Genomic DNA, 13,228 nt, shown 5'->3' with positions numbered 1-13,228 from the left:
GCAGCAAAAAGCCGCTGCAACGCCGTACCACAAAGTATGAAAATCTATTAACACCATAGTCAAAATGGCTTGCTCTTTTGTCGCATCCGGGACGAAATATCGGCAATGGTCCTACACGCAAATCCAGGCAATCGCTACGATATTGTGCACTGCAACATAAAATGAGCTCCCCATGCTGTACACCCTCTACGAATCCCAGCGCACCCTGATGGAGCCCTTCGCCGACCTGGCGCAGGCGGCTGCCAAGTTCTACAGCAACCCGCTGTCGCCTTTCAGCGAAACGCAAGTGGCACACCGCATGTCTGCGGCCTACGAGTTGATGTACCGACTTGGCAAGGACTATGAAAAGCCCGAATTCGGTATCCGTACCGTAGATGTGGACGGCGTGAGCTGCGCCATCCATGAGCGCATAGAGATCGACAAGCCCTTTTGCGAGCTACGCCGCTTCAAGCGCTTCTCGGACGACCCCGACACCCTGCTCAAACTCAAGGAGCAACCTGCGGTGCTCATCGTCGCACCGCTGTCTGGGCACTATGCCACCTTGCTGCGCGAGACCGTGCACTCCATGCTCGAGGGGCACAAGGTCTACATCACCGACTGGAAAAACGCACGCACGGTTCCACTGTCCGAGGGCGACTTCCATCTGGACGACTACGCGAACTACGTGCAGGAGTTCATACGCCACCTGCAGCGCCATTACGGTAACTGCCATGTGATGAGCGTGTGCCAACCCACCGTGCCGGTGCTGGCCGCCGTCTCCCTCATGGCCAGCCGTGGCGAGATGACGCCGCTGTCCATGACCATGATGGGTGGCCCCATCGACGCACGCAGTTCGCCTACGGCGGTGAATAACCTCGCCACCAAGCGCAGCTTTCAGTGGTTCGAAAACAACGTTATCTACCGTGTTCCCAGTAATTTCCCTGGTGCCGGTCGTCGCGTCTACCCAGGTTTCATGCAGCACATGGGTTTTGTGGCCATGAACCCGGATCGCCACGCGACCAGCCACTATGATTATTTCAAGAACCTGATCCGCGGCGATGACGCCAGTGCCGAGGCCCACCGCAAGTTCTACGATGAGTACAACGCGGTGCTCGACATGGATGCCAATTACTACCTCGAGACCATCAAGACCGTTTTCCAGGACTTCAAGCTGGTCCACGGGACCTGGGATGTGCGCTCGGTCAGTGGCGAACTTGAGCGTGTGCGCCCACAGGACATCATCAACACGGCACTGCTGACCATCGAAGGCGAGCTTGACGACATCTCAGGCTGTGGCCAGACGAAGGCAGCGCAGGACCTGTGCAGCGGCATCCCGGCCGAGCACCGCACGCACTATGAGGTCAAGGGTGCTGGCCACTACGGCATCTTCAGCGGCCGCCGCTGGCGCAAGCATGTCTATCCCAAGGTGCGCGACTTCATACTCGCCAACCAACCCAGCCAGCCAAATGCCGCTCGCGTGCGCCGCGCACGCACCGGCACCTGACACGCGGGGCAAGCGTGAGCACAGCCAAGGCTGAGCAACTGCCGCCGCTGTCCACGGCTGAGCTGCACGCCTTGGCCGCACGCATTGACACGGCCCTACCACAAGCCCAATGCACGCGCTGCGGCTACCCCGACTGCGCCGCTTACGCACATGCCGTGGCCCATGGCGAGGCCGGGATCAATCAATGTCCGCCCGGAGGCGCCCAGGGTGTGGCGCGCCTGGCCACCATCACCGGGCGCCCCGAGCTGCCTCTCAGTGCTGAACATGGGCAGGAAGTCCCGCGTACCGTGGCCGTGATCGATGAAAACTGGTGTATCGGCTGCACGCTGTGTATCAAGGCCTGCCCTACGGATGCCATCCTGGGCCTGAACAAGCGCATGCACACCGTGATGGCGTCCCATTGCACGGGCTGCGAGCTATGCCTGCCCGCTTGTCCCGTGGACTGCATACGTATGGAAAACGCCAGCGGCCAGGCCACGGGCTGGTCGGCCTGGTCCGCCTTGCAGGCCGACCAGGCCCGCGCGCGCTATCAATCCCGGCAAAAGCGCCTGGAGCGCGAGCAGCAGCATCAGGCGCAGGCCATACCTGATCCGGCCGACATCAAACGGCCCGAGGCACTGCCCAGCACCGTCGGGCCGGCCGCTCTGCCCCCCTTGGGCGGAAAACAGGCTGCAATCGCCGCAGCGCTGGCGCGCGCCCGGGCACAGCGCGCGGAGCGCGCTTGAAGCCGCATCAAACTGCGGCCAAGGATTTGTAGACCCCGCAGCCCAGGAACAGGTCTCCCGCGCGTTGCACGAAAGACATCTTTGTTTGCACGGCTCCGGTCGCCGGGTGAGTGATGTCGTACTCCACCCAGCCGGGGGCACGTTCCGACTGCGCCACTATGGCTTGCAGCAGCTGCTCACCGGCGACACCAGGAATGTCGTGGACGCGCGTCCCCACCTTGGCCGGGTTGCCGCCAAAGGCCAGGTAGGTGCCAGCGGCATCCAGTGCAAACACATACATGTCGCGGTCATGGTAAGGCTGCGCAGGATCGGTCAAGGTGCGCAAGAAAGCCTCGCGCGAGTAAGCACCATGCATGGCCACTGCGCGCTCCACCAGGGCTGCAGCCTCCTCGGCCGTACCTTGCTGCAGGCGGAAATTGCGCACCGCCTGCGATAGCGTATGAGCACGGCCTTCCAGCACCTGGGCCTGCCGCAGTGCATCGCCGACCATCTGTGCGTTGCGCTGGGTGATCTGGTCGAGCTGCTGCACCGCAGTGCTGATTTCACGCAGACCGGTCTCCTGCTCACTCGCCGAATGCGAAATCTCGCTCACATGATCCGCCACGCCCCGAATGCTGTCCGTCATGGCAGCAATCCCGTCGCCCGTGGAGCGGATCAGGCTTGCGCTGGTCTCCACCTGCTGCACCGATGTGCTGATCAGGCCACGGATCTCACGCGCCGCTTCGGCCGAGCGGCGTGCCAGAGTGCGCACCTCCGCTGCCACCACGGCAAAACCACGCCCCTGCTCGCCCGCACGCGCAGCCTCCACGGCAGCATTGAGGGCGAGGATGTTGGTCTGGAACGCGATGCTGTCAATCACCTGAATGATCTCCCCCATACGCCGCGCATCGCTTTGAATGCTCTGTACGGAGTCGACCGCACGCGCCATGGCCTGGGTGCCGGCCTCGGCCGCACCGCGCAGCGCTGCCGCACGCTGATCGGCCACGCCCGCCGCCTGGGCATTGTTGTTCACTGCCGACGACAGCTGCGCCACGCTGGCAACCGTTTGCTCCAGGCTTGCCGCCTGTTGCTCGGTACGCTCTGCAAGCTCGCAGCTGTCTGCGGCCAGGCTCTGTCCCGCATGCGCGACCAGGGCAGCATTGCTGCGAATGTCGGCCACCATGGATGACAGCGTGAGCACCATGCGATCAAGTTGAGCACCCATGTGTGCCAACTCATCGGCACCCCGCATCCCGACACGGGCGCATAGATCGCCATGTTCCACGCACTCCATGACCCTGCTCAGCCGTCCCAAGTCCTTTGTCACGCTGCTCTGTAGCGCCAGCGCCAGATAGACAATGGCCAGCATGGCTGCGCCGCACACGATCCAAGCCACCTGCGCGCCCAGCCCCTGCACGCCTGCAACAATGAGCTGCGCCAGCACGGCTACGCCCGCAAGCAAGGCCAGCTTGGTCGAAAACCCCAGCCTGCGCATGAGCCAGGTGCCTGGCCGCAGAATGTATGAATCAGCCATTGCCCTCTTCTCCCTCGCAGTCCCAGCGCCACATACAAATGATGCCGTTTGTAACGTAGATAAACATTTTTACCTAACCCGGGCGTTTCCCGCATTCATCGTAGGCAACTCGGCCTGTAACGTCCCTGTCAGCCATCCTTGATAATCGCCCCATGAACCCCCTGCTCTCTTTATTGCAGCCCTATCCATTCGAACGGCTGCGGCAACTTTTCGCGGGGGTCACCCCCGCAGCGCAGTACAGCCCCATCAGCCTGGGCATGGGCGAGCCGCGCCATGCCACACCGCGCTTCATCCAGGACACCCTGGCCGCCAACCTCGCCGGCCTGGCCAGCTACCCCTCCACAGCCGGCGAGCCGCGCCTGCGCGAGGCCTGTGCCGCATGGCTGCAGCGGCGCTATGGCATAGGCGTGGATGCGGCCACGCAGGTGCTGCCCATCAACGGTTCGCGCGAGGCGCTGTTTGCGTTCGCACAGACGGTGGTCGATGCCTCGCGCCCGGGTGCCACCGTGGTCTGTCCGAATCCGTTCTATCAGATCTACGAGGGCGCCACGCTGCTGGCGGGCGCCACGCCGCATTACGCGCCCAGCGACCCGGCGCGCAACTTCGCCGTGGATTGGGACAGCGTGTCCGAGGCCGTGTGGCAGCGCACCCAACTCCTGTTCGTGTGCTCACCGGGCAACCCCACGGGGGCCGTGATGCCACTGGCCGAGTGGGAAAAATTGTTCGCGCTCAGCGACCGCTATGGTTTCGTGATCGCCTCCGACGAGTGCTACAGCGAGATCTACTTCCGCGATGAGGCGCCGCTGGGTGGCCTGGAAGCCGCGGCCCGGCTAGGCCGGGCGGACTACCGCAATCTGCTCGCCTTCACCAGTCTGTCCAAGCGCAGCAATGTGCCGGGCCTGCGCAGCGGCTTCGTCGCGGGCGATGCGGCACTCATCAAGGCCTTTTTGCTCTACCGCACTTACCATGGCAGCGCCATGGGGCCGGCCGTGCAGGCGGCCAGCATTGCCGCCTGGAGCGACGAGGCCCATGTGCAGGAAAACCGCGCCCTGTACCGCGCCAAGTTCGCCCAGGTCACGCCCATGCTGACCGAGGTGCTGGACGTGTGCCTGCCCGACGCAGGTTTCTACCTCTGGGCCAGGCTGCCCGATGCCCTGGCCATGAGTGATGCCGAGTTCGCCCGAGAACTATTGGCTCAATACAATGTGACGGTGCTGCCGGGCAGCTATCTGGCGCGCGAGGTCGGCGGCGCCAACCCCGGCGCCCAGCGCGTGCGCATGGCCCTGGTGGCCGAGGCCGAGGAATGCGAGCAGGCCGCCCGGCGCATCGTGCAATTCATCCAATCCCGTACCTGAGCTCACCATGAGTCAACAACTGCAGACCCTGATCGACAACGCCTGGGACAACCGCTCCAGCCTCTCGCCCGCCTCCGCCCCCAAGGAGGTCATGGATGCCGTGGAGCATGTGATCGCCGAGCTCAACAATGGCAAGCTGCGCGTGGCCACGCGCGAAGGCGTGGGCCAGTGGACCGTGCACCAGTGGATCAAGAAGGCCGTGCTGCTGTCCTTCCGCCTGAAGGACAACGCCGTCATGAGGGCCGGCGACCTGGCCTTCTTCGACAAGGTGCAACCCAAGTTCTCCCACCTCACGCCCGACGAGATGGCCGCCACCGGCGTGCGCGTGGTGCCGCCGGCCGTGGCGCGCCGCGGCAGCTTCATCGCCAAGGGCGCGATCCTGATGCCCAGCTATGTGAACATCGGCGCCTATGTGGACGAGGGCACCATGGTGGACACCTGGGCCACCGTGGGCTCCTGCGCCCAGGTGGGCAAGAACGTGCACCTGTCCGGTGGCGTGGGCCTGGGAGGTGTGCTGGAGCCGCTGCAGGCCGGCCCCACCATCATCGAGGACAACTGTTTCATCGGCGCGCGCTCCGAGGTGGTCGAGGGCGTGATCGTGGAGGAGAACTCCGTCATCAGCATGGGCGTGTACATCGGCCAGAGCACCCCGATCTACGACCGCGCCACGGGCGAGACGATGTACGGCCGCGTGCCCGCGGGCTCGGTGGTGGTCAGCGGCAACCTGCCCAAGGACGGCGGGCGCTACAGCATGTATGCCGCCATCATCGTCAAGAAGGTGGACGCCAAGACGCGCTCCAGCACCAGCCTGAACGACCTGCTGCGCGACTGACAGGCACGCCGGGCCGGTGGACGGCCGCGCACGACAACGACTACGAGAGAGGGAGCGAGCATGAGCACGATGGAGAGGATCCTGCGCCTGATGGGCGAGAAAAAGGCCTCCGACGTCTATCTGTCGGCCAATGCGCCTGCGCTGATCAAGATCAACGGCGAATGCGTGCCCATCAACAGCCAGCTCCTGCCGCCCGACGCGCCGAAAAATCTGCTCGCCGAGGTCGTGCCGCCCGAGCGCATCGAGGAGCTCGAGGAGACGGGCGAACTCAATATGGGGGTGCCGCTCAGGGGTGTCGGGCGTTTTCGTATCAGCGCCATGCGCCAGCGCGGCACCTATGCGGTGGTGATCCGCTTCATCGCGCAGGAAATCCCCAGGCTGTCCTCCTTGAACCTGCCCCCGGTGCTCAGCGAACTCATCATGGAAAAACGCGGCCTGATCCTGGTCGTGGGTGCCACGGGGTCGGGCAAGAGCACCACGCTGGCGGCCATGCTGGACGAGCGCAACGAGGCCATGACGGGCCATATCCTGACCGTCGAGGATCCGGTCGAATACCAGTTCAAGAGCAAGAAATCCATCGTCAACCAGCGCGAGATCGGCAGCGACACGCAGTCGCTGCAGACGGCACTGAAGAACGCGCTGCGCCAGGCGCCCGACGTGATCCTGATCGGCGAGATCCGCGACCGCGAGACCATGTCCGCCGCCATCGCCTACGCACAGTCGGGCCACCTATGCCTGGCCACGCTGCACGGCAACAACAGCTACCACGCGCTCAACCGCATCCTGTCGTTCTACCCCGTCGAGGTGCGCCCCACCATGCTGGGGGACCTGGCCTCGGCCCTCAAGGCCATCGTCTCGCAGCGCCTAGTGCGCACCAAGGCGGGCGAGCGGCTGCCGGCCGCCGAGGTCATGCTCAACACCAAACTGGTGTCCGACCTGGTGGAGAAGGGCGACTTCTCCGGCGTGCGCGAGGCCATGGAAAAGTCCATGGCCGAGGGCTCGCAGACCTTCGAGGAAGCGCTGGCGCAGCTGATCCTGAACGACAAGATCGACCGCAAGGAAGGCCTGGCCTACGCCGACTCGCCCACCAACCTGATGTGGCGCCTGCAAAACGACTTCACCATCGCCGCCCGCGCCGCACAGGCGCAGCAAGAGGCCAGCCAGCCGTCCGAGGACGATGAACCCTCGTTCACCGAGATCGTGCTGGACGTGAAATCTGCCTGATGGCTTTATACCGGCCGCTACGCCGGCCCCTACCCTGCCCGCCCGATGTCCCCCACCCTGCAACTGACCGAACAACTCATCGCCCGCCCCTCCGTCACGCCCGAGGACGCGGGTTGCCTCGACCTGCTGGCCGAGCGCCTGGCGCCCCTGGGCTTTGCCTGCGAACGGCTGGACAGTGGGCCGCCCACCTTCCACGTCAGCAATCTATGGGCAAAAAGGCCTGCAACGCCCGCCAGTCAAGCGCAAGCAGCTACTAAACTCGTAGTATTCGCGGGCCATACCGACGTCGTGCCCACCGGCCCCGTGGAGCAGTGGGGCAGCGCGCCCTTCACGCCCACGCAGCGCGATGGCCGCCTCTATGGCCGAGGCGCCAGCGACATGAAGACCTCGATCGCCGCCTTCGTCGTGGCCGTGGAGGAGTTCCTGGCCGCCACGCCCGCGCCGGCCATCAACATCGCCTTTTTGCTCACCAGTGACGAGGAAGGCCCCTCGGTCGATGGCACCAAGGTGGTGGTCGAGCGGCTCGCCGCACGCGGCGAGCGCCTGGACTGGTGCATCGTGGGCGAGCCCACCGCGGTGGGCAGCACCGGCGACATGATCAAGAACGGCCGCCGCGGCACGCTCAGCGGCAAGCTCACGGTCAAGGGCGTGCAGGGCCATATCGCCTACCCGCAACTGGCACGCAACCCCATCCACCAGGCCGTGCCCGCGCTGGCCGAACTGGCCGCCACCGTCTGGGACCAGGGCAATGCCTTCTTCCCGCCCACCAGCTGGCAGATGAGCAACATCCACGGCGGCACGGGTGCCACCAACATCATCCCGGGCCAGGTAGTCATCGACTTCAACTTCCGCTTCAGCACCGAGTCCACGGCCGAGGGCCTGCAACAGCGCGTCCATGCCCTGCTCGACCGCCATGGCCTCGAATACGAGCTGGCCTGGACCCTGGGCGGCCAGCCCTTCCTGACCCAGCCGGGCGAGCTGGTCGACGCCGTGCAGCAGGCCATCCTGGCCGAGACGGGTTTGAGCACCGAGCTGTCCACCACCGGCGGCACCAGCGACGGGCGCTTCATCGCCCAGATCTGCCCGCAGGTGGTCGAGTTGGGCCCGCCCAACGACAGCATCCACAAGATCGACGAGAACATCCGCCTGGTGGACATAGAGCCGCTCAAAAACATCTACCGCCGCACGCTGGAAAACCTCAACGCGCGGGCCGCGGCATGACGCAGGCCGTACACGGCGCCACCGTGGGCGCGCTGATCGAAAGCGGCGCGGCGCGCCTGGCCGGGGCCGGCGTGGCCTTCGGCCACGGCACAGCCAATGCGCGCGACGAGGCCGCTTGGCTGGTGCTATGGCGCCTGGGCCTGCCGCTGGATAGTGTGCTTGACGAGGACGCTCCGGATTCAGTATCAAATCGGCTTGTAACGCCCGACAACCAAGCGCTGGTAGCTACGCTTTTCGAGGAACGCATCGCCACGCGCAAGCCCGCCGCCTACCTCACGCACGAGGCCTGGCTGGTCGGTGTGCCCTTCTATGTGGACGAGCGCGCCATCGTGCCGCGCAGCTTCATCGCCGAGCTGCTGGCCGACGGCAGCATCGACGACTGGCTCAGCGACCAGACGCGCAGCGTGCTCGACCTGTGCACCGGCAACGGCAGCCTGGCGGTGCTGGCGGCCATGGCCTGGCCCGAGGTGCGGGTCACGGGCGCCGACCTCTCGCCCGACGCCCTGGCCGTGGCGCGCATCAACGTCGAGAAGCACGGCCTGCAGCAGCGCGTGCGCCTGGTGCAATCCGATGGCCTGGCCCAAGTCCCCGGCCCCTGGGACCTGATCCTGTGCAACCCGCCCTACGTGAACGCGCACAGCATGTCCGAGCTGCCCCTTGAATACCGCGCCGAACCCGAGCTGGCACTTGCCGGCGGCAGCGACGGCATGGACTTCATCCGCCAGCTGCTGGCGGATGCCCCGGCCTGCATGAGCGAAGACGCCGTGCTGGTGCTGGAGATCGGCAACGAGCGCGCGCATTTCGAGGCCGCCTTTGCCCAGCTGCCCGTGTTCTGGCTTGAGACCAGCGCCGGCGAGGACCAGGTGCTGCTGATCACGCGCGCCGCGCTGCAGGCCTGGGCCGCGGCAAGCGGCTAACATGGACCTGCGGGCGCTGCGCTACTTCATCGCCGTGGTCGAGGTCGGCAGCCTCTCGCGCGCCGCGCATTCGCTCTACGTGGCCCAGCCGGCGCTGACGGCCCAGATCAAGAAACTGGAGGCGGAGCTGGGCGCCCAGCTGCTCGAGCGCAGCCACGCCGGCGTGGCGCCGACACCGGCCGGCACCCAGCTGTACCAGGACGCGCGCCGCCTGCTCAGCGACGCCGAGGCCATGGGCGAGCGCATCCGGCGCCTGCCTCAGGGGCCGGAGGGCTCGGTCACGATTGCCGTGCCCTTTCTGCTGACCACGCTGCTGCTCGGGCCGGTGATCGCCGAGCTGGCACAGACGCACCCGCGCATCCGCATCTTCGTGCTCGACGGTCTGAGCCTGGCGGTGCAAAAGGCCGTGCTGGAGCGCCGTGCCGACATCGGCATCCTCGTCGACACGCCATCGCTGCCCGGCCTCGCCTGCCAGCCCATGGCACAGGAAGACATCTTCCTCACGGGCCTGGACCGTGACGCCGCGGTGGCGCCGCTGCTGCAGGCCGCCGCGGGCGGCGGCCTGCCCAGCCTGGCCTTTGGGCACGCCTGCCGGCTGCCGCTGGTGCTGCAGTCGCGCCGCTTTGCCATCCGCCAGAGCGTGGAGGCGGCGGCCGAGCAGCACGGCCTGCGCCTGAACATCGTGCACGAGCATGACTCGGTGCGCGTCATCCGCTCGCTCTACTACTGCGGCGCCGGCTTCACCTTCTCGCCCGCCTGCACCCTGGCCGAGGGGCTGCCAGCCCAGCGCCAGCAGGCCGCTGCCCCAGGGCAATGGATCGTCGCCCGCATCGTCGATCCGGCATTGCAGCGGCGCTACCACCTGACCACCCAGGCCAGCCGCGCGGACGATGCCGCCACCGCCGTGGTGCGCCAATGCCTGCTGGCCCACGCGCGCAGCCTGATAGCCGGTGGCCAATGGCAGGCGCGCTGGCTCATGGATCAGGCCATCAATTAATTTGATGGCATCGGATCAATAAACAGTATTTCCTCTAACCCCGCCGGTTCTGAGACAGTCCCTGCACCGCCGCGCAAGCCGCGCAGCGCTTCGCAAGAGGACCGCCATGACCAGCATTTCCACGCCCCCGCCGGGCTTCCTGATCCCCAACGTGGGCGCCTTGGTGGCGCGCAGCTGCCAGACCCATGCCCGCCTGCCTGCCGTCACCAGCGCGGCGCGCAGCATCAGCTATAGCGAGCTGGAGCAGCGCTCCAACCGCCTGGCCAATACGCTGCTGGCCAGCGGCCTCACGCGCGGCGACCGCGTGGGCATCTACCTGCCCAACTGCGTCGAGATCGTCGAGATCGAGATCGCCTGCTACAAGGCCGGCCTGGTCAAGGCGCCGTTCAACGCCCGCCTGTCGCCGCGCGAGGTGGGCGAGATTGCGGCCAACAGCGAGGCGCGGCTCATCGTCACCACGGCCGCGCGCGCCGAGGCCTTCCGCCCCCACCTGGCCGACCCGGACGTACAGCTGCTGCTACTCGACGGCCCCGCGGGCAGCGACTACGAAAGCCGCCTGGCCCAGGCCGGCGCGCAATTCGAGCCGGTGGCCGTGCACGCGCATGAGCTCGCCGTGCTGCACTACACCTCGGGCTCGTCGGGAGTGCTCAAGGCGGCGATGCAGACCTTCGGCAACCGCCTGGCCCAGCTGCGCAAGTTCCTGATGCGCGGCGAAGGCATGCAGGCGGGCCATGTGCTGGGCCTGGTCGGCCCCATCACCCATGCCTCGGGCATGCAACTGGTGCCGGCGCTGTGCACCGGGGCCAGCACCCACCTGTTTGCCCAGTTCGAGCCCGCCCGCTTCATCGCCGAGATGCAGCAGCGGCGCGTGACCCACACCTTCATGGTGCCGACCATGATCAACATGCTGCTGGCCGAGGTGCAGGGCCGCTACCGCCCGCTGCCCGACCTGCTGCGCCTGGGCTATGGCGCGGCCCCGATGGCGCCGGCGCGCATCCTGCAGGCCATGGACGTGTTCGGCCCCATCCTCAGCCAGGGCTATGGCGCGGGCGAGACCACCTCGGGCGTGTGTGGCCTGTCGGCGCTGGACCACCTGCAGGCACGCGCCGGGCGGCCCGAGCGGCTGGCATCCTGCGGGCGTCCGTTCCTGGAGTCCATCGTCGAGGTGGTCGATGACGACGGCAACCCGCTGCCCCAGGGCGAGGTGGGCGAGATCGTCGTCAGCGGCCCCGATGTGTTCGCCGGCTACTGGCGCGCCCCCGACCTCACGGCCGAGGTGCTGAAGAACGGCCGCTACCACACCGGCGACCTGGCGCGCGTGGACGAGGAGGGCTTCGTCTACATCGTGGACCGCAAGAAGGACATGGTCATCAGCGGCGGCTTCAACGTCTACCCGTCCGAGGTCGAGGCCGTGCTCTACCGCCACCAGGCGGTGCAGGACGCCTGCGTCTTCGCCATCCCCGACGACAAATGGGGCGAGGCCGTGGCGGCGCACATCGTGCTCAAGCCGGGCGTGCAGCCTGATACCGGGGCGATCGACCAGTTCTGCGCCGAGCACCTGGGCGGCTTCAAGCGCCCGCGCCACATCGAGTTCGTCGAGCAACTACCCAAGAACCCCAATGGCAAGGTGATGCGCAAGACCGTGCAGGCACCGTATTGGAGCAACCTCAGCCGCAAGGTGAACTGACATGAACGCACCCGCCACCACGCTGGCCGGCGCCATTCCAGCGCTGATCGAGATGCCCTTCGAAGGCTCGCCCCAGGCGGCCGAGCTGATCGCAGCGCTGCAGGACTTCCTGCTCGGCGAGCTGGCCGAGCTGGCCCGCCGCCACGGCATAGACCACGAGCATGCGCCCGACAAGGTCCTGCTGCGCCGGGTCTGGCAACGCTCGCACGCGCTCGGCTTCTACGGCATGACCCTGCCCGAGGCCATGGGCGGGCGCAAGCTGTCGGTGCTCGACCAGGTGCTGATCAAGGAGGCCATCTACGCCACCGGCTCGTCCTTTGCGCCCCATGTGCTGGGCGAGCTGAGCGGCCCGCCGCGCATCGGCGCCCTGGTGCGCAAGGCCACGCCGTGGCAGATGCAGCAGTTCATCACCCCGGTGGCGCGCGCCGAGAAGGCCATCTGCTTTGCGCTGACCGAAGCCTCCGCAGGTTCGGACGCCGGCGCCCTGCAGACCCACGCCACGCTGGACGGCGAGCACTATGTGCTGAACGGCCGCAAGCGTTTCATCTCGGGCTCGCCGTTTGCCGACTTCGCCGTGCTCATGGCCTCCACCGCCCCCGAGGGCGCGGCCGAGCGCGAGATCAGCGCCTTCTTCGTGGACCTGCACGCGCCGGGCGTGGAGGTGGTCAGCGGCTACAAGACCATGGCCGGCCAGTCGCACACCGGCGACATCGTGCTCAGCAAGGCCCGCGTCCCCACCGCCCAGTTGATCGGCGAGCCCGGCCGTGGCCTGGCGCTGGCGCTGGGGCGCATCACCGTCAACCGGCTGTTGCACTGCCCGGCCATGCTAGGCCTGGCCCAGGTGGCGCTGCGCGACGCACGCGACTATGCGCTGGAGCGCCGGCAGTTCGGCCGCAGCATCGCCCAGTTCCAGGCCATACAGCACATGCTGGCCGACATGGCCACGCAGTGGGCCGCGGCCCGCGCCCTGATGCTGCAGACGGCGCGCGCCATCGACGCCGGTATCGACGCGCGCGCCCAGGCGGCCATGAGCAAGCTGTTCTGCTCCGAGGCCGCCTTCGGCATCGCCGACCGCGCGGTGCAGATCCACGGCGGCGAGGGCATCGTCCAGGGCCGGCGCGTGGAGCTCCTGTTCCGCATGCTGCGCATGTACCGCGTGCTGACCGGCACCAGCGAGATCCAGCGCAACACCATCGCCAAGGAGCTGCTGGCCACGCCGGGTAGCCTGGCGGCATGAGGCAGCGGCCTTCGCACTGCCATAGATTCCCAACTAG

Annotated in this window: 11 protein-coding genes; 10 read left to right on the top strand and 1 reads right to left on the bottom strand. The window is 66.8% G+C overall.

Annotation, left to right across the window (positions count from 1 at the left end):
• Window positions 1-172 precede the first annotated feature (172 nt).
• Complete coding sequence (locus P7644_RS10130) at window positions 173-1,483, top strand: polyhydroxyalkanoate depolymerase (RefSeq protein ID WP_404298769.1); 1,311 nt, start codon at window positions 173-175, stop codon at window positions 1,481-1,483.
• A 14-nt stretch (window positions 1,484-1,497) separates the two neighbouring features.
• Entirely contained in the window at window positions 1,498-2,208 is a 711-nt protein-coding gene (gene rsxB, locus P7644_RS10125) for an electron transport complex subunit RsxB (protein ID WP_404298767.1), read from the top strand.
• A 7-nt stretch (window positions 2,209-2,215) separates the two neighbouring features.
• On the opposite strand, the gene P7644_RS10120 is transcribed toward rsxB, so the two are convergent.
• Entirely contained in the window at window positions 2,216-3,721 is a 1,506-nt protein-coding gene (locus P7644_RS10120; RefSeq protein WP_404298765.1) for a methyl-accepting chemotaxis protein, read from the bottom strand.
• Window positions 3,722-3,873: 152 nt separating this feature from the next.
• Here P7644_RS10120 and dapC point away from each other — a divergent pair, with 152 nt between their 5' ends.
• The 8 genes from dapC to P7644_RS10080 all read left to right on the top strand — a co-directional run bounded on the left by dapC (window position 3,874) and on the right by P7644_RS10080 (window position 13,191).
• A complete protein-coding gene (gene dapC / locus P7644_RS10115; protein WP_404298763.1) occupies window positions 3,874-5,076 on the top strand; it encodes a succinyldiaminopimelate transaminase in 1,203 nt (400 codons plus the stop codon).
• Between the two features lie 7 nt (window positions 5,077-5,083).
• Window positions 5,084-5,908, top strand: coding sequence for a 2,3,4,5-tetrahydropyridine-2,6-dicarboxylate N-succinyltransferase (gene dapD / locus P7644_RS10110; RefSeq protein ID WP_404298761.1), 825 nt, complete (start codon window positions 5,084-5,086; stop codon window positions 5,906-5,908).
• Window positions 5,909-5,968: 60 nt separating this feature from the next.
• Window positions 5,969-7,132 carry a PilT/PilU family type 4a pilus ATPase gene (locus tag P7644_RS10105; RefSeq protein ID WP_404298759.1) on the top strand — a complete coding sequence of 388 codons (1,164 nt, stop codon included), beginning with the start codon at window positions 5,969-5,971 and terminating at the stop codon, window positions 7,130-7,132.
• A gap of 45 nt (window positions 7,133-7,177) precedes the next feature.
• The gene (gene dapE / locus P7644_RS10100) at window positions 7,178-8,353 is read left to right on the top strand and encodes a succinyl-diaminopimelate desuccinylase (RefSeq protein ID WP_404298757.1); all 1,176 of its coding nucleotides are present in this window, start codon (window positions 7,178-7,180) and stop codon (window positions 8,351-8,353) included.
• The gene (gene prmB / locus P7644_RS10095) at window positions 8,350-9,270 is read left to right on the top strand and encodes a 50S ribosomal protein L3 N(5)-glutamine methyltransferase (RefSeq protein WP_404298755.1); all 921 of its coding nucleotides are present in this window, start codon (window positions 8,350-8,352) and stop codon (window positions 9,268-9,270) included. The genes dapE and prmB overlap by 4 nt, the downstream gene beginning before the upstream one ends.
• A gap of 1 nt (window position 9,271) precedes the next feature.
• The gene (locus tag P7644_RS10090; protein WP_404298753.1) at window positions 9,272-10,267 is read left to right on the top strand and encodes a LysR family transcriptional regulator; all 996 of its coding nucleotides are present in this window, start codon (window positions 9,272-9,274) and stop codon (window positions 10,265-10,267) included.
• A 106-nt stretch (window positions 10,268-10,373) separates the two neighbouring features.
• A complete protein-coding gene (locus tag P7644_RS10085) occupies window positions 10,374-11,954 on the top strand; it encodes an AMP-binding protein (protein ID WP_404298751.1) in 1,581 nt (526 codons plus the stop codon).
• 1 nt (window position 11,955) lies between these two features.
• A complete protein-coding gene (locus tag P7644_RS10080) occupies window positions 11,956-13,191 on the top strand; it encodes an acyl-CoA dehydrogenase family protein (RefSeq protein WP_404298749.1) in 1,236 nt (411 codons plus the stop codon).
• Window positions 13,192-13,228 lie beyond the last annotated feature (37 nt).

Source organism: Alicycliphilus denitrificans (assembly GCF_044792555.1).
In the GTDB taxonomy this organism is placed as follows: domain Bacteria; phylum Pseudomonadota; class Gammaproteobacteria; order Burkholderiales; family Burkholderiaceae_C; genus Alicycliphilus; species Alicycliphilus denitrificans_A.
Note: the sequence above shows the minus strand (reverse complement) of the source record. Positions and strands in the feature narration are given on the sequence as shown.

Coding starts and splice junctions, on each gene's coding strand:
- P7644_RS10090 (WP_404298753.1), top strand. CDS start 9,272: ATGGACCTGCGGGCGCTGCGCTACTTCATCGCCGTGGTCGAGGTCGGC.
- dapE (WP_404298757.1), top strand. CDS start 7,178: ATGTCCCCCACCCTGCAACTGACCGAACAACTCATCGCCCGCCCCTCC.
- P7644_RS10085 (WP_404298751.1), top strand. CDS start 10,374: ATGACCAGCATTTCCACGCCCCCGCCGGGCTTCCTGATCCCCAACGTG.
- dapD (WP_404298761.1), top strand. CDS start 5,084: ATGAGTCAACAACTGCAGACCCTGATCGACAACGCCTGGGACAACCGC.
- dapC (WP_404298763.1), top strand. CDS start 3,874: ATGAACCCCCTGCTCTCTTTATTGCAGCCCTATCCATTCGAACGGCTG.
- P7644_RS10130 (WP_404298769.1), top strand. CDS start 173: ATGCTGTACACCCTCTACGAATCCCAGCGCACCCTGATGGAGCCCTTC.
- P7644_RS10120 (WP_404298765.1), bottom strand. CDS start 3,721: ATGGCTGATTCATACATTCTGCGGCCAGGCACCTGGCTCATGCGCAGG.
- P7644_RS10080 (WP_404298749.1), top strand. CDS start 11,956: ATGAACGCACCCGCCACCACGCTGGCCGGCGCCATTCCAGCGCTGATC.
- prmB (WP_404298755.1), top strand. CDS start 8,350: ATGACGCAGGCCGTACACGGCGCCACCGTGGGCGCGCTGATCGAAAGC.
- P7644_RS10105 (WP_404298759.1), top strand. CDS start 5,969: ATGAGCACGATGGAGAGGATCCTGCGCCTGATGGGCGAGAAAAAGGCC.